Origin of the sequence: Kineosporia sp. R_H_3, assembly GCF_002198675.1 — a bacterium.
Taxonomy (GTDB): Bacteria; Actinomycetota; Actinomycetes; order Actinomycetales; family Kineosporiaceae; genus R-H-3.
Window position 1 is genome coordinate 50422 of record NZ_MWLL01000013.1, and the last position, 15142, is coordinate 65563.

The following is a 15142-nucleotide window of genomic DNA, read 5'->3' on the forward strand; positions in this document are numbered from 1 at the left end:
TGCAATCCTTGCATGTACTAGACCGCCGACACGGGTCGATGCGCGCTTGGTCGCCTCCCTCCGCGGGGTGGGGATCTCGGCCCGGCGGTCGGTGCCGCCGCGGCGCACCGGGCGGAGAGCGCCGTCGCAGGTCGAGCCAGCCGTGTTCGCCGGACTGCCTTGCGTCTGAGGATCAAGGTTCCCGAGATTCTGCCGAGAACCTTGTCACCGTGAAGGTTCACATGTCGGAGGAGTGGTCGATGGGCGTTGTCAGGCCTTCTGATGCTCCCGCCGGACGGCCCGGAGCTGCGCTGTCGAGGGCTGGTTCTCTCCCTGAGCGGGCCGCCATGGCCGGGGCAGTCCTCAGCACCGTCGTCTTCGCGGTGCTGACGCATCGAGAGAACTCGACGCTGATGCTGTGGCGGGACGCTGGCCTGTACCCCCTGGTCTTCGGCCTCGCTGCCGTGGCCGCCGGCCTGAGGGCCGCACGTCGCGGTCCCGTGCTGCCGTGGGCCGCACTCGCTGCGGGGCTTGCTGCGAGTACGGCTGCCAACGTCTACTACACCCTGGTTCTGGCACCTATGGCGACGCCGCCGTATCCGTCGTGGTCCGACGCCGGGTACCTGGTCTTCTTTCCCTGTGTCTACGTCACAGTCCTGGCCCTGCTGCGGCAGCGGATGCCCCGCTGGCACGCCAGTCTGGGCCTGGACGGCGCGTTGGCGGCGACTGTCGCCGCGGCCGGCTGCGCAGGATTCGTCCTTGCCCCAGTCCTGGACATCAGCGGGGACCGACCTGCGGTCGCCATCACGAACCTTGCCTATCCGATCGGGGACCTGCTACTCCTCGCCGTTCTCACAGCAGGCAGCCTGGTCATCGGCGGCCGGTTCGACCTCGAGCTCGCGCTAGTCCTGCTCGGTCTCACCTTCATGTCCATCGGCGACTTCGTCTACACGGTCGTGGACACCGCAGGCACCTACACCGAAGGTGGCTACCTGGACCTCACCTGGCTGGTCGGTGTCTGCCTGCTTGCAGCGGCTGCGACGGCCCGGAGTCGTTGCGGCTCAGCCGAGGGAAGACAAGACCGGCAGCCCACAACGGTGACGTCGTCCCCGTCCGCCGGTGTCCCCGAACATGCCTGGCAGTCCGACGCTTTCGGCGCGTGGTGGCGACTGCTGACCATGCCTGCGGTCGGCACGCTGTCGGCCCTGGCACTGCTGTCACCACCAGTGGCGGGCGTCATCAACGCGCCCGCGCGATGGCTGGCCATCGCCGCTCTGCTCGTAGCGTCGCTGCGGACAGCGCTGACCTATCGAGACCTGTACGCGTTGCAGGACGCCCGTCGCCAGGCTCACACTGACGACCTCACCGGCCTGACGAATCGCCGCGGGTTCATGGCAGCCGCCCAGATGCAGCTGTCGAGCGACACCCGGCCAACGGCGCTGCTGCTCCTGGACCTCGACGGGTTCAAGGAGGTGAACGACAGCCTGGGGCACAGCGCCGGTGACGCCCTTCTGGTCGTGATTGCCGGCCGGCTGGCGCGCGCCCTCGCCCCGCCGAACGTCCCGGGCTCATGCGCGCTGGGCCGTCTCGGCGGCGACGAGTTCGCCGTGCTCGTGACAGGAGCGGACACGCACATGGCGGAAGCCGCGGCCCAGCTGCTGCGCAACTCGCTGCTCGAACCATTGACGATCGATGGCGTGAAGGTCCATGTCACGGGCAGCGTCGGGGTGGCCGTCGCGGGCGACCCGAGCCACAGTTCCGCCGACGGGCTGCAGCGCGACGCTTCGCACCTGCTGCGTCGTGCCGACATAGCGATGTATCGCGCGAAGACCACACGCACGGGCGTGGCCGTCGATGCCGGTGACCCCGACGACGACAGCGAGTCCCGACTCGAGCGCATCGCCGCCCTGCGTGAGGGGCTGCAGCACGGACAGTTCGTCCTCCACTACCAACCCAAGATCCAGCTCGGGAGCGGCGACGTCACGGGGGTGGAAGCTCTCGTCCGCTGGAACCACCCGCAGCAGGGACTTGTCGCTCCCGGATCCTTTCTGCCGCTCGTCGAGTCCGCCGGTCTCATGCCTGAGCTCACCCGGCAGGTGCTCGAGCAAGCCATCGCGCAGGCCGGGTTCTGGCAGGCAGTCGGCCTTGACCTGACGGTGGCGGTGAACCTCCCCAGTTCCGTCGTCGTCGACGAAGACCTCCCCGAGAAGATCCGCTCGATTCTCGAGGCACACGGTGTGGCACCAGAGCGCCTCCAGATCGAGATCACCGAGGAGACGCTGCTGAGTGACCGACAACGGGCGCGGCAGGTCTTGGCTGCTCTTCGCACCCGGGGCGTGCGCGTGGCCATCGACGACTACGGTGTGGGCTACTCCAGCCTCGCCTACCTGCGCGAGCTACCTGTCGACGAGCTCAAGCTCGATCGGTCCTTCGTCGCACCTATGACGCAGGACCCGCGGGCCGCCGCCATTGTGCGGTCAACCGTCGACCTGGCCCACTCTCTCGGCCTGCACATCGTCGCCGAGGGGGTCGAGCATCTGGAAGCCGCTCAAGCGCTGGCAGACTTCGGTTGCGACTCGGCTCAGGGCTTTCATTTCGCCCGACCGCTCACCGCGGCGGACCTGACTGTCTGGCTGAGGGCGCGTCAGTCGAACGTGGTGGCTCGATAGGTTCGTGCAGGCACGCTTGTGCTGGCGGCACGGGGCAGTTGCACGGGGTGGCTGCCGGGGAGCCTCCGCGTCCAGGGCCCTCGACTCGTCCAGGTGCGAGAGCGCGTCCGCACCGGACAGCATGATGCGTGCCGGCCGGCCGCGGTGCAGGGACCGCCTGGTCGCCGTGCCGACACGATCATCGGCCGGCTTACGAGTCGATACGTTTGGGCCGTGACCGATCGATGGACGTGGCCGCCGGACTCGGCAGGCGCCGTCTGGGACGCGGTTCCGACCATTCTGGTTCTGGTGAGTCGGACAGGGGCCATCCGTTCGGTGAACAACGCGTTCGTCCAGACCTGTGTCATGGGCGTGGACGAGGTGGTCGGCAAGCCTGTGTGGGAGGTGCTCCCGGTTGAGGTCGGCGTCGCAGCGCTTGCACTGTGGGAAACGGCGATCATCGGATCGGTGAACGTGCCGGAGCAGGTGCTCACCGACCAGAATGGCGCCGTGCGCCGCATCTCCTGGTCGCTGACAAGAGTCGTGCTCGGGAGGATGGAGCCGCACTTGCTCGTGACCGGTGTCGACCTCACCGCAGAGCGCAGCGCCCAGGCCCGGCTCTTGGACCGTGTGGAACGAGATCCCCTCACAGGGATGGGGAACCGGCTGTACGTCCGCAGGGTCCTGACGGAATGGCTGGATGCTGTTCACGGCAGCGAGGTCGCGATCTTCTACTGCGACCTCGAGCGGTTCAAGGCTGTGAATGACCAACACGGACATCGTGCCGGAGATGTGGTGCTGCGATCCGCCGCAACCAGGCTCGCCGAGGCGCTCGGGCCCGAGGGGGTCGTTGCTCGGCTGGGTGGAGACGAGTTCGTCGCTCTGGTCCGTGCACGGGACTCCGCGGACCTGCGGCGCCTCACGCACGAGCTGCGCAACCGGGTAGCGATCCCGATCGACATCGGGCCGTCGACGGTCAAGGTCGGGCTCAGCGTGGGGTTGCACGTGGCCCAGAGAGGGGCGGATACCGATCAGGCGCTGCAGTGCGCCGACGAGGCTATGTACCGGAGCAAGCGTCCTTGGCGGTTTCGCCGTCGCAGATAGGCCCACTCACTCGATCCTGGGTGACATCGCCCCGTACGAGCCGAGGGGTGGCGTCCGCGCTTCTGCGCGGGCCTCAGGCGAGCGCGGTATGCGGCCGAATCAGATAGGTGCACGTCGGGTGGCCCATGGCTTGGCACTCCGTCTCCACGCCCTGCATGGTTCTGCCGTTGATGGCTTGAAGGGCTCCCACGAACACTCCCAGCGTGAAGACGCACATCGGCTCGTCGGTCTGAGCGAGGTAGGTGCACGCACCTTCGACGAGTTGCACGGTGTAGCCGCCACTTCCGTCCGACTCGACCCTGGTCACGGTGCACAGACGCGTTCCTTCGATCCCGAAGACCTCGAGGAACAGGGCGTGCAGCTTGTCGTCGGCCAGAGGAGAGTTGGCAAGACCGCGGTCTTGGATGACGGCCTGCCCACGCAACCTGCCTGCGCCCAAGATGGGCCCTCGGCCGGCGATGTCTTCGGTGTAGAGGCGCAACTGCTGAAGACACACGGCGGAGACCATCGGCCCCAGCGTAAGGCGCTCGTTGACAGCCATGGCGTACTCCTGGCGATTGGACGTTTTGGTGGACGGACGTTCCTTCGGCAGCCGGTCTTGCGGCTCAGCGTGCGCGGTCGGGGCTGACCGGCTTCTGCCGGCCAGCCCCGACCTCATCGAGCGGCCAGACCAAGCTCTGTGCGGGACTTGGCCAGCTCGGACTCGACCTCCTGGTCACGGAGCCTGCGCAAGAGACCCTCGGGCATTCCAGCGACCGAGTAGAGGGCCGACACGACGGCCTGGTCGTATCCGTAGGTGATGATCGAAGCCACTGTGGCGCACAGGCGCCGCACCGCGTCGACCAGGTCTGCTGCTGCGTCTGGCGGCATCGCCGACGCGTGGATCTTCGCGGTAGCCGTGCTGGAGACGAACTCCACCATCGGCAGCATCATCGGGTTGGTCACGTTCCGCACGACGTGGACGAGTCCGACCATGGCCATCCAGGCGAAGTAGTCCTCGTCGAGCGGGCCGTTCACCGTTCGTCGCCACCAACCGCTCAGGGTCTCCTCGCGGGAGGGGCGCTCGTCGATGCCCAGCACCTGCGCCGTTGGCGGGTGGGCGTAGAGCGTGTCGTAGAACCCCTTGATGAGGTCCGGCTCGATGGAGAGCAACAGGTCGCGGTGTTCTGTGATGGCGGCGGCGTCCTGCGGACGGAACCGTCGTTCGGCAGGGATGAGTCCGATCGCCTCGAGGGCGGTCTCGTGCATCGTCTTCATCTGCACGCGCCTTCGGCTCTCGCTCGACGGCTGGTCGTCACCGCAGGACCTGTGAGATCTGCGCAGACGCGGTCCGCGCCTCGATGCGCATCAGTCCCAGGTTGGAGTCGGTGGGACCAGACATGACCAGGACGGCGGAGGAACCTGCGCCGTACACGACGAGGTAGCCGTTGTCGCCGCGGACCACCGTCTCCTGCATCCCGCCGAGCGATGTGCGCTCGGTGATCCGCTGACCGAGGCCCAGCGCGGTCGCCGCCATCGCCGCGACACGCTCCGCCTCCGCTTCCGGGAAGTCGGACGCGATCGCCATCCCGTCCGTCGTCGCGATCATGACCCCGTGGAGCTCGGGGATCGAGCGCCGGGTCGTGGTGATCACCTGGGCGAGCTCTTCTTGCTTGCTCATCGGCTGTACTTCTCCTGTCTTGGCGGCGACTGGTGGTTGGGGCACTTGCGGTCCGGCGGGATCCCCGGGCTTCTGATCGTCCGTTGACCGTGGACGGGGCCTGCGGCTTGCGGTGGTTCCACGAGCAGTGGTGCCGATTCCGGGAAGGCCGGAGAGGGCTGCGTGGCTGCCCGCAGATCCAGCAGACACGTCCTGCCCTGGCGAGCCAGCCCCGCTGGCCGGCGTCGGGCGTCGGTCGAGCTCTGGATCAGGCGGCTTCTCAGGCGTGCCGGGCTCGTGGCGACGACGACCGAACAACCGGCTGCGGCGCGCAGGCTCAGACGGCTGTCCCTCGTTCCCCGATCGGGTCACGCCGGTGCGACCTCCCGTCCCCGAGCCGGGGCCGCACCCGAGAGGCGGCTGCGGCCAGGTACTGGCTCGTCCGCTCGGTGGTCGTGCGGATCAAGCCGCTGCGACGATATCGGCGTCCGCGGCGCGCGTGCACCAGAATCGTTGAGTCGTCACTCCTTCTGGGGCACCGGCGGATTCAGAGTGGCGATGCGTGCGCACTCGCGCACCTCGTGTGACCAGCCGGGTGTCACGTGCCGCTCCACCTCGTCGTGGTACCGAGTCAGTCGGCCAACATCGCTGTCAGCCTCGTGGACGCCTGCCGGACAGCGAGATGGAGCAGGGCGACGTTTGCGACCTCGCGGCTGTACACGAGCAAGATGCCTGTGCCCAGCAGAGGATGGACGGCGACGCATCCCCCCGCGGCTTGGATCACCGTGGTTGTCGACGCGCCGAAGCCCAGGCAGGCAGCGAACTGTGCACTCAGACCGGACGTCGCCGAGCACATCGCCGCGAGCGTGTCCGCCTCAGCCCCGGACACCGATCCTGCGAGCAACAGCCCGTCCGTCGTCGCCAGCAGCGCGCCGTCGATGCCGATCGCATCGCTGAGAATGGCGCGCAGTTCGTCGGCGAGGATGCGATTCATGGTGTCCTCCGCTTCATGGTGCCGCCGCGTCGGCGTCGTGCTCGCCGGCCGTGTGGGCTGCCGCGAGGATGGAACCGCTCGCTCTCCGTCCGGCGCCCGAGGCGCCGGGAACCCGCCGTGCGAGTGTGCCTTCGGGGCGTCCTGTGGCAGCGGGCGGGTGCGCGGTCGCGGGGGCAGGTCGCGGTTTCAGCAGCTCCTTGAGCGTGGACCAGTCCACCGCGGGCGACGCGTCGGCGCTCGTCGGTGCCGAGGGTCCTCGTGTCGCGGTCTTCTTGACCCGGGTCTTCCTTCGGTCGTTCATTCGCCTGCCTTCAGCTTCTGCAGGATGTGCGTCAGGACGGTGACGTCGGTCAGGGCGACGGGGGGGACGTTCGGCTGTGCCGCGTCCCAGGGCCGCGCCTGTGCGGTTCGGCGTGGGAGAAGACCAGGCGCACCGGCCGGGAGATGCTCGTCGTCCTCGGAGCCTGCGTGCTGTGCCAGAGGACCAGGGGTGCCCGCAGCAGCTGCAGCTTCGACACGGTCCGTGGCCGCCGGTTCGCCGTGTGTCGCCAGGAGCGACGACGTCTCGACCGGCGTCGGGCGGGGCGGCAGCTGCCCCTGCGCGGGCTCGGAAGGACGCGGGGAAGCCGGACGGCACAGGTCGGCAGCAAGAAGTCCGGCCGCGGCCCGGATGGCGTCGACAAGGGACAGGCCAGTCCGCCATGCCAGCTGACGCACCGTCTGGTCGCCGTCCAGGCCCCATCTCAGGAGCCACTCGGTGTGGGAGAGCACCACGGCACCAGCGGGGTCCTGCGGCACCAGGACGTCGTCCGTCGTCACGCGGCGCTGCAGCGCTGAGACCGCGGCGGCGGCTGCCTCGTCGACGACCGTGTCGATGTCCAGACGCACGGAACTGCCGGTCCATCCCGCCCAGCCGACCGGGGACGGCACCGCTCGGGCACCTAGCGCCGGGTCGTCCGCGACGACGAGCTCGAACAGAGCGTCTACGACACCGGATCTGACCACCGAGTTGAACTCGTTCTCGTCCAGGACGCCCGCGGCCCTGAGCACCGTTGGAAGGTCGGAATGGGTCAGCGCCGACGTGCGTAGCTCGGCCCACTCCTGCCAGCTGAGCCGGCCCGCAGCGACCAGCCGAACTCCGAGCCCGGGGGCGGTGGGTGACTCGGCGTAACTGATCAGACCGTCGACGAAGTAGAACGCGGCCTGGGATCCGGTGGTCATGTGGACGACCCCCGTGGGGCACGTCAGCGCGCACCCGGTCAGCAGCGTTCTGACCCGTGTCCCCGCCCCTGGAACCTCGTTGGCTGCCACCACGCCCCTCCGACACAGCGGCGAGCCCGCACCCCTGAGTGTCGGCGGGTCGGCGCGCCTGGTTCTGGCTGATGATGTTGCCAAACCTTTGCCGTGGGCGGGATCCGAATCCACCACGGGAGCAGTGGTTATCACCCGTCGTCGTCGTTCGGTGACCGGGCGTGCAATGCCCCTCAAGGCGGATTGTCCTGCGCCCCGACTCCCGACACACTGGGCGGCCGATGGCGGGTCATGTGGCCGGGGTCTGGGGTGAGATCTCCCGGGCCGTCAGCGGGCACGCGGGAAGGACGTCATGAAGTTGGCGCAGGCTGTAGACCGGGCGATCGCGTCCGTGCGGGCCGACGCTCCGGAGTACCTGGGAGCGGGGGTCGTCGACCTGACGACCGGCATGCTGCTCGCAGTCGACACGGTGGACCACCACCCTCGCGACGTTCTCGATGTGCTCGCCTCGGCGACGACGAACCTGTTCCAGGGGCGCAGTGTCAGCGACATAGAGAAGATGTGGCAGAACCGGCGAGGTAGGGGAAACACCACCGATCACCAGTTCCAGGAGATTCTCCTGCACAGTGACCACCTCGTGCACCTCTTCGTGCGGAGCGCCACGGTGACCGACCTCGTGGTGGCAGTCATCTGCCGCCGCAGCGCCAACCTAGGGCTTCTGCTGTCGGTCGGCCGCCAGGCCGTGGGCCACCTGTCCGACGGCTGAGCGGCAGCGCACCTTCGCAAGCAGTCCCCGACGACAGTCAGATCGTCCCCGTGACACGAAGAGGATCCATGCTGCATCACACGCAGTCAGAGCGGTACGGCCTGCCGGACGTCTTCGCTGCAGCTGCCGAGCTCGACGGCCTTCTGGTCCTGGGCGTCATCGACCCGCAGACGGCGACGATCCTCGTCAGCCACTGGACCGAAGCTGCTGGCAGCGACGACCTGGGTGTCCACCTCGCTGCCGGCGTGAGTGACGCCGTCCGCTCACTGGCTGTCCTGGCTGCACGCGTGAGCCCGGACTCCGCCTTGGAAGACGTGGTGGTCACCCTCGTCGACCACCACTACCTCATCCGCCTCGTAACTCTGGAGGACGGCGACGCCGTGGCGGTCGTTCTCGTCCTGGCCCGACAGACCGTCAACCTGGCCATGGCTCTGCGTGTCCTGAGGTACCTCCCCGGGGTCCTGCCCGAGTTCCGCAGCAACGGAGCCTCGGTCCGCACCGGGACGCTGTCGTGAACCGGCTGCGACGCATCAACGTGCCCAGTCCCGATGCCTTGTCCACGCATCTGGTCAGTCTCGGCCGGTCTGGGCGGTCTGCCCTGCTGACCGCCCGGTGGCCGGTCGGTGCTGAGATAGCCGTCTCGCACGGGCGGGTGCTCCACGCTCACAGCCTGATCGCGCCCTCACCAGAGGCGATGCTGCGAGCACGGGGCCGCCAAGACGAACCCCCGACGAACGACGACCCTCCGCCGAGGCGACCCAGTGCCCGGGAAGCGGGTGTCACCCTCGCCCACGCGTTGCGCGTCAGGAACGAAGCTGTTGTCGACACCCTCCGAGAACTGATCGTGGGCGGAGCAGAACACCCATGGCGCCGACGCCGGCTGCCGCATCCGCCGGCTCCGGACGAGACTGTCGACCTGACCATCGACAGCGTCCTGGCCGAGGCGCAGCGCCGGCAACGTGTCCTCCAGGCTCTGGCGCCCCTGGTGGGGCCCGATGTCCCGGTGGCCCGAAAGGCACAGATTGCCCCTGGGAGAGTACGCGTGGCCCCCCAGCAGTGGGCGTTGCTCGCCACGACCAGCATCGCAACGACCCCCCGTTCGCTGGCGAACACGCTCGGCGACAGCGTTTTCCGCATGACCTGCCGCGTTGCGGAGCTGCTCCGTGCAGGTCTGCTCCAGGTCGCCGACAGCACAGCCGTCGACATCCGCGCCGACACCGCGTTCCACACAGTCAGCGGCATGTGGTTCCTCGAGGCCACGACGGGCGCGGAGTCACGGTGACCGCCTCTACGGTGCCACCCAGGCACGTCCGCAGGGCACGCACCCTTCGGCGTCGCACACTGGGAATGGTCTGCCTGGTCGGTGTCACCGTGCTGGGGTTGACCACGTGGTCCGCGTACGACATAGAACGATCCCTGCGACGTGAGGCACAGGCAGCGCTCGCAACCTCAGGATCAGCCGGCCAGGTGTACGTCGAGGGGCGTGACGCACGTGTGTCGGGCGCAGCCGCGGACAGGGACGGTCTCGCGCGCGCGGCCGCGGTAGTGGCTGGTGTGCCCGGGATTCGAGTCGTGGAGACTGACGGCCGTGCAGCAGCGCCGTGGGCTACGACACCGCAGCCCTCGGCCACAGGGACCCAGACCGGCCAGGACCCACAGGTCGTGCCATCGCCGGGGAAGCCGACAGTCGGAACCACCGAGCCGTTGAAGCGCCGTACCCTGCTGCGCTTCGCATCGGATGAGGCGTTGCTCAACGCTTCGGCGAGGGCCAGGCTCGACGGGGTCGCGGCGTACCTTCTCGAGCATCCGACAGTTCGGGTACGCGTCCAGGGTTTCACCGACGACACCGGGACCGACGAGGGCAACCTTGACCTCGCTCGCCGTCGGGCGCTTGCCGCAGCGCGGTACCTCAGCGCGTCGGGGGTTCCAGCGACCAGGTGCGTGATCGAGTCCTACGGTGCGAGCCGGCCCCTGGCGGACAATCGAACGTCGCAGGGTCGAGCCGAGAACCGGCGCGTCGAGCTGGTCTTCGAGAGGGTGGCCTGATGCTCGACGGAATGCCGTTTCTCTTGGCACAGATCGCTGCTCCGATGGCTGCCTCGACGGCGTTCGGCGCACTGGTCGGCTGGCTGATCGGCTCAGGGTGGGACCGTCGACAACACGCCCGTAGAAGCGTCCGTGCCGACCATCTCGCCACCGCGGAGGAGCTCGCTGCCGCGCTGCAGTCGGTGCAGACCCTGCAGACGGAGGTGTCCCGAGTCCGTGACCAGAAGGACACCGAACTCGGGCGACTTGAGACCCACGCCATCCAGGCGATGGAGACGACGATGACCCTGAGCGAGTCGCGCATCAAGGAACTCGAGCAGGAACTGGCCGACGCTCGCAGCGCGCTTCGCCGCACCGAGGACGATCTGACGACGCAGCGTGGACAGACGGAACGTCTGCGCAGGGCCTTGGCGGAGCGGGATCTGCGCATCAGCAAGATGGCCGGAGACCGTTGACCCGTAGCCAGCCTCGGACGACCCGAAGGGTCGCCAGACCCGGGCGGAGCCACCTCAGCTGCTCCGAGAAGGACATCGGCCGCTGACCTGCGACGCGAGCCTGGTGCACGCGAGACGTTGGACGGGTTCCAGCGATGGGCCCGCGCCGGGTGCGCCGTCAGGTAGTAGCTCTCGGCGCCGGGGTGTGGGCGCAGATGTACCTGCTGAGCAGCGTGAAGAGGATCTCCTGCTCGGCATCGGTGAGTACGTTGCGTGCTTCCGCCAACACCGACCTGACGTGCGGTGCGGCGTGACGGACGGCCGCGCGGCCGCTCTCGGTCGGGGTGACGTTAACGCGTCGGCTGTCGGTGGAGTCTCGTTCTCGGACGACGTAGCCGTCGCGTTCGAGTCGACAGATGATGGCACTGACAGTGGTTTCGCGGAGAGCGCAGCTTGCGGCCAGTTGCCTGACGGTGCTGGTCAGGCGCATGGAGAAGCTGGGGGACGAGGCTGTCCGTCGGTCGGCTGCAGCGGCCCGGCCGCGGCGGTCCTGGGCGCAGCCGCCAGCCTGGACGGCCGGCGAACCGGCTGGCGAGGTGGCGAGGCTCGGGCCGGTCGACCTCGAGGAGGTCGCAGAGCAGTGCCGGAGACTGCGACAGGACCTCGGGCTGCCAGCCCGGCTGTGGACGGCCGACCACCTCGGCCAGGTCCTCCTGGCCGCGGTCCGCGACCACGACCGGCCCGCCGACGCAGCGGTCCCCGCGCTGCTCGCGATCGCCGCCGACCCAGCTACCCGCAGCCCAGCCCGACTGTCCTGCCCCGGCCCCTGGTGGGACACCCCCGTCAACACCCAAGCCGCCAACGCTGACCAGCCGGGCGGTGACGAAGGTGAGACGAGTGAGCTGGAGAGCCTTGAACAGCGGCTCGCGGAGACCGACGGCGCACGGGTGGCCCTGCAACGGCGGGCCCGTGACCTGCTGCTGGGTGAGGGACGTCCGGTCACCCGGCTGACCGTCGCCCGCCGCGCGGTGCAGCTGCTCGACGAGCCAAGCCGATGAACCGGTCGGCCCGACCAGTCGGTCGATCCGTGAAGGCCGTCAGCGGCAGATGACGCAACTGTCTGTACTCCTTGCGCACCTGCACGGACTAGTTCCTCGAGAGGCTTCACGGGCCGACCCAGTCGCCGACCGCCGCCACGCACTGCTCGATCAGTTCGGCGTCGACGGGCGCTCGTTCGATGGTGGCGCGGTAGTAGATGGGTCCGATGGCCATCGCTGCGGCGGTGCCGGGGGCGGTCCGCGGCGAGAGCTCACTGCATCGCTCGGCCTCGTCGAGGGCCGCGGCGAGGCGGCCGGTGATGACCTGGGCGAAGCCGGCTCGTCGGGCGTCCATGGCAGGGTCCCAGAGGGCGGTGTTGGCGAGCGTGGTGGTGACGGCGAGCACGTCGTCGTGCTCGAGCTGGCGGGCGATCGCCGTCAGCTCGCGGGTCAGCCAGTCGCGGTAGGGGGATGTCGGCTCGGCGAAGAACGGCATCGGCACGGTGGCCATCGCCTCGGCGAGGAGCTGGTCGGTGCGTGGCCAGTGCCGGTACACCGTCGCCCGGCCGATGCCGGCGTGCTCGGCGATCCGGTTGTGGGTTACCGCGGCCGGCCCCAGAGCGAGCAGCAGCTCGCGCGCCGCGTCGAGGATCGCCGCGCGGCTGCGCAGGAAGCGCGGGTCCGTCTCGCTACTCATGCAACTCATTCTATGAGATGCCTTGACTCATAGATGACCAGAGTCCATTCTCTGTCTGTGAGACAGAATGTATCGGACAGGACCGTGGCCGTCCTTGAGGCCACCGGCGCGACGGGTCGGCACGTGGTGGCCGGGGCGCTGCGGTCGGGCCACCGGGTCGTTGCAGTCGTCCGCCGCGCGGGCTCGTTCGCAGCCACGGCCGGGTTGCGGGAGGTGGTGTGGGCCGACATCGCCGACGAGCCGACACTGACGGTTGCTCTGAACGGTGCGGGCGTGGTGATCAGCACCCTGGGTGGCGCAGGGAAGGGACCGACCACGGTGTGCACCGACGCGGTCCGCACCGCGATCCGGGCGATGGCCACCGCGCGGGTGACACGGCTGATCGCCGTCAGTGCCCACGGGGTGCTGGAGACCCATGATCGGTCGCTCTACTCGATGGCGGCCCGGTCCGGGGTGGGCGAGAGGATGAAGGACAAGGAGACGATGGAGCCCCTCATCGTCGGCTCGTCGCTGGACTGGACGATCGTGCGCCCGCCACGACTGAGGAACACCCCGGCCACCGGCACGTACCGGGTCGGCGAGGACCTCCCGATCAAGTTGTGGCACTTCATCGGCCGCGAGGACCTCGCCACCTTCCTGGTCCGTGAAGCCGATGAAGACCGGTACACCCACCGCTACCCGCGGATCCGTCGATGACCGGGGCCGAAGACCCGCCGATCGAGGTCGCTGTCGTCACCGGCGCGACCGGCGGCATGGGCCGCGTCATCGCCGCCACCCTCGCCGGCCGGGGGATGCACGTCGTCACCGTCGCCCGCGACCCGTCACGCGCCGATGAGCTCCGTGCCCGGATCGCCCTCGGTCCTGGCTCTCTCGAGGTGATCCGCGCAGACCTCGCCACCCGCGCCGGGGTGACCGCGGCAGCGGCCGCGATCGCCGGCAGGCATGAGGCGGTCAAGATCCTGGTGAACAACGCCGGCGCGCACTACCCAGAACACCGCACATCGTCGGACGGGCTCGAGATGCACGTCGCGGTCGACTACCTCGCTGCGTACGGCCTGACCGTGCTGCTCGACCGACAGCTCCGCCGTGGCCGAGCCCGGGTGGTCAACGTCGCCTCGGATACGATCCGCGACACCCGACGGGTCAAGCTGTTCGGTGCACCCCGTCCGGCCACGATCGACCCGGCCGACCTTGCCGACCTGACCCGGGTGAACGCGGTGGACGGGTTCGTGCCCTTCGAGGCCTACGCGCGAGCGAAGCTCCTCACCGTCACGGCCGGGTACGACCTCGCCCGCACCTTCACCGCCCATGGCGTGACGGTCAACGCCGTCCACCCCGGGATCGTCGCGACCGACATCGTCGACGACCTGGTACCCGCGGCGATGCGGCCCATCTCGGGCCTGATCCGACGGTTCATGCTCACACCCGAGCAGGGCGCCGCCGCAGCGCTGCGCCTCGCGATCGACCCGGCGCTCGAAGGCGTGACCGGCCGCTACTACGTCCGCGACATCGAGACCGCCACGCCCTCGGTGTCCTACGACCACAACGTCCAGCAGCGGCTGCGCAGCGCTGCTGACCGCTTCCTAGGGATCGCAGACCCCGTCGACGGGCCGGGATCGGGGTGAACAGTGCGCGGCGAGATGTCCGCTGGAAGGTCAGCATGCAGCGGTATGTGCGGCTGTCACGCCGGCGCTGGACGGCGGTGTCGGGCCAGTATCCCGACGATGGCACCCAGTACCGGCCAGGGAAGCCAGACCAGCAGGTGGACCAGCAGGATGACCGGATGCACGGCGTCGAAGGCCGCGGCCCTGGATGACGTGGCGTCGAGGAACTCGCCGTCCAGGACGGAGAGGTGGGTGACCTGGAACCAGTGGGCTCCCTCGAACCCGAGGACGGCGGCCGTCGCCACCCACGTTGCGATGCCGGCGAGAACGCCGGACTCCAGGCCCGAGCGCAGTGACCGGTGCCACCAGGCGGCGGTGAACGCGATGGCGAACAGCAGGACCGGCGGAACCAGCACAGTCACTGCCCCCACCCCGCTCTCGCCGACCGTGGCGCGGGAGAAGGCCAGCAGGCTCGCCGCGAAGGACAACGCGGTGAGAACCGCGACCAGGCCGGGTCCGAGTCGCCGGGGACTCGCACCGATGAGGGCGATCGAGGCACCGACGGCGAAGCTGAGCCGCTCGCGTGCACCGGTGACGCTGGCGAGCTCTGCGCACGTCGCTGCCCCCCATCCCGCATCGGCGCCGTCGGGCGGGCGGTCGTCGGTGAGCGCGGCGACCGCGGACAGGAGCGTCTCGGCAAGGTCAGGATGCCGGCGCACGTCACGGTGCCGGGCGGAGCGCATCCGTGCTGCCGCCACCGCCAGAACTGCCAGCGCGAGACAGACCGTGACCACCGGCCCACCGACCACCACCTGGAGCACGACAACCAGCGCCAGGCCGCCGGCGACCAACCCCGAAAACGCCGGTCACGTCCCGCCGAGTGGTGGAGTTCGGGCTCGACACCGTGCGGGTCAGTGCGTGTTCATGATGCCGCGAGGAGTTC

The 15142-nt window shown here is 69.1% G+C and carries 18 protein-coding genes; 10 read left to right on the top strand and 8 right to left on the bottom strand.

The window, feature by feature from the left end:
* The first annotated feature begins 326 nt into the window (after nt 1–326).
* Together ECOMGDLI_RS00845 and ECOMGDLI_RS00850 are read left to right on the top strand one after the other, a co-directional pair.
* Nucleotides 327–2648, top strand: a complete 2322-nt coding sequence (locus ECOMGDLI_RS00845) for a bifunctional diguanylate cyclase/phosphodiesterase (protein ID WP_158220813.1) — start codon at nt 327–329, stop codon at nt 2646–2648.
* 213 nt (nt 2649–2861) lie between these two features.
* Nucleotides 2862–3731, top strand: a complete 870-nt coding sequence (locus tag ECOMGDLI_RS00850) for a sensor domain-containing diguanylate cyclase (protein WP_158220814.1) — start codon at nt 2862–2864, stop codon at nt 3729–3731.
* A 73-nt stretch (nt 3732–3804) separates the two neighbouring features.
* On the opposite strand, the gene ECOMGDLI_RS00855 is transcribed toward ECOMGDLI_RS00850, so the two are convergent.
* The 5 genes from ECOMGDLI_RS00855 to ECOMGDLI_RS00875 form a co-directional block, all read right to left on the bottom strand.
* On the bottom strand, nt 3805–4272 hold the full coding sequence (locus ECOMGDLI_RS00855; protein ID WP_088312672.1) for a 4-vinyl reductase: 468 nt from the start codon (nt 4270–4272) through the stop codon (nt 3805–3807).
* Nucleotides 4273–4385: 113 nt separating this feature from the next.
* Nucleotides 4386–4988, bottom strand: coding sequence for a protoglobin domain-containing protein (locus tag ECOMGDLI_RS00860; RefSeq protein WP_088312701.1), 603 nt, complete (start codon nt 4986–4988; stop codon nt 4386–4388).
* A 37-nt stretch (nt 4989–5025) separates the two neighbouring features.
* Nucleotides 5026–5391, bottom strand: coding sequence for a roadblock/LC7 domain-containing protein (locus ECOMGDLI_RS00865; RefSeq protein ID WP_088312674.1), 366 nt, complete (start codon nt 5389–5391; stop codon nt 5026–5028).
* Nucleotides 5392–6001: 610 nt separating this feature from the next.
* Nucleotides 6002–6364 (bottom strand): roadblock/LC7 domain-containing protein, encoded by a 363-nt coding sequence (locus ECOMGDLI_RS00870; RefSeq protein ID WP_088312676.1) that lies wholly within the window; start codon nt 6362–6364, stop codon nt 6002–6004.
* 297 nt (nt 6365–6661) lie between these two features.
* A complete protein-coding gene (locus ECOMGDLI_RS00875) occupies nt 6662–7585 on the bottom strand; it encodes a hypothetical protein (protein WP_088312677.1) in 924 nt (307 codons plus the stop codon).
* A 382-nt stretch (nt 7586–7967) separates the two neighbouring features.
* Between ECOMGDLI_RS00875 and ECOMGDLI_RS00880 the strand changes: the two genes are divergently transcribed.
* From ECOMGDLI_RS00880 to ECOMGDLI_RS00900, 5 genes are all read left to right on the top strand, one after another.
* Nucleotides 7968–8381 carry a hypothetical protein gene (locus ECOMGDLI_RS00880; RefSeq protein ID WP_088312679.1) on the top strand — a complete coding sequence of 138 codons (414 nt, stop codon included), beginning with the start codon at nt 7968–7970 and terminating at the stop codon, nt 8379–8381.
* A 68-nt stretch (nt 8382–8449) separates the two neighbouring features.
* Nucleotides 8450–8896 carry a hypothetical protein gene (locus tag ECOMGDLI_RS00885; protein ID WP_088312680.1) on the top strand — a complete coding sequence of 149 codons (447 nt, stop codon included), beginning with the start codon at nt 8450–8452 and terminating at the stop codon, nt 8894–8896.
* Between the two features lie 620 nt (nt 8897–9516).
* A complete protein-coding gene (locus ECOMGDLI_RS34265) occupies nt 9517–9663 on the top strand; it encodes a hypothetical protein (RefSeq protein WP_158220815.1) in 147 nt (48 codons plus the stop codon).
* A 65-nt stretch (nt 9664–9728) separates the two neighbouring features.
* Nucleotides 9729–10427, top strand: coding sequence for an OmpA family protein (locus ECOMGDLI_RS34270; RefSeq protein ID WP_233153248.1), 699 nt, complete (start codon nt 9729–9731; stop codon nt 10425–10427).
* Nucleotides 10427–10882: a hypothetical protein gene (locus ECOMGDLI_RS00900; protein WP_088312686.1), complete on the top strand. Its 456-nt coding sequence runs from the start codon at nt 10427–10429 to the stop codon at nt 10880–10882. The genes ECOMGDLI_RS34270 and ECOMGDLI_RS00900 overlap by 1 nt, the downstream gene beginning before the upstream one ends.
* Nucleotides 10883–11039: 157 nt before the next feature.
* Here ECOMGDLI_RS00900 and ECOMGDLI_RS36560 read toward each other — a convergent pair whose 3' ends face one another.
* On the bottom strand, nt 11040–11351 hold the full coding sequence (locus ECOMGDLI_RS36560; protein WP_143447397.1) for a MarR family transcriptional regulator: 312 nt from the start codon (nt 11349–11351) through the stop codon (nt 11040–11042).
* Between ECOMGDLI_RS36560 and ECOMGDLI_RS00905 the strand changes: the two genes are divergently transcribed.
* Nucleotides 11278–11919: a hypothetical protein gene (locus ECOMGDLI_RS00905; protein ID WP_088312688.1), complete on the top strand. Its 642-nt coding sequence runs from the start codon at nt 11278–11280 to the stop codon at nt 11917–11919. The two genes, ECOMGDLI_RS36560 and ECOMGDLI_RS00905, sit on opposite strands and share 74 nt — an antisense overlap.
* 106 nt (nt 11920–12025) lie before the next feature.
* On the opposite strand, the gene ECOMGDLI_RS00910 is transcribed toward ECOMGDLI_RS00905, so the two are convergent.
* The gene (locus ECOMGDLI_RS00910; protein ID WP_158220818.1) at nt 12026–12595 is read right to left on the bottom strand and encodes a TetR/AcrR family transcriptional regulator; all 570 of its coding nucleotides are present in this window, start codon (nt 12593–12595) and stop codon (nt 12026–12028) included.
* A gap of 84 nt (nt 12596–12679) precedes the next feature.
* Here ECOMGDLI_RS00910 and ECOMGDLI_RS00915 point away from each other — a divergent pair, with 84 nt between their 5' ends.
* Together ECOMGDLI_RS00915 and ECOMGDLI_RS00920 are read left to right on the top strand one after the other, a co-directional pair.
* On the top strand, nt 12680–13291 hold the full coding sequence (locus tag ECOMGDLI_RS00915) for an NAD(P)-dependent oxidoreductase (RefSeq protein ID WP_158220819.1): 612 nt from the start codon (nt 12680–12682) through the stop codon (nt 13289–13291).
* Nucleotides 13288–14220 carry an SDR family NAD(P)-dependent oxidoreductase gene (locus ECOMGDLI_RS00920; RefSeq protein ID WP_088312695.1) on the top strand — a complete coding sequence of 311 codons (933 nt, stop codon included), beginning with the start codon at nt 13288–13290 and terminating at the stop codon, nt 14218–14220. Before ECOMGDLI_RS00915 ends, ECOMGDLI_RS00920 begins: the two co-directional genes overlap by 4 nt.
* A 56-nt stretch (nt 14221–14276) precedes the next feature.
* On the opposite strand, the gene ECOMGDLI_RS00925 is transcribed toward ECOMGDLI_RS00920, so the two are convergent.
* Entirely contained in the window at nt 14277–15020 is a 744-nt protein-coding gene (locus ECOMGDLI_RS00925; RefSeq protein ID WP_143447399.1) for a hypothetical protein, read from the bottom strand.
* Nucleotides 15021–15142 lie beyond the last annotated feature (122 nt).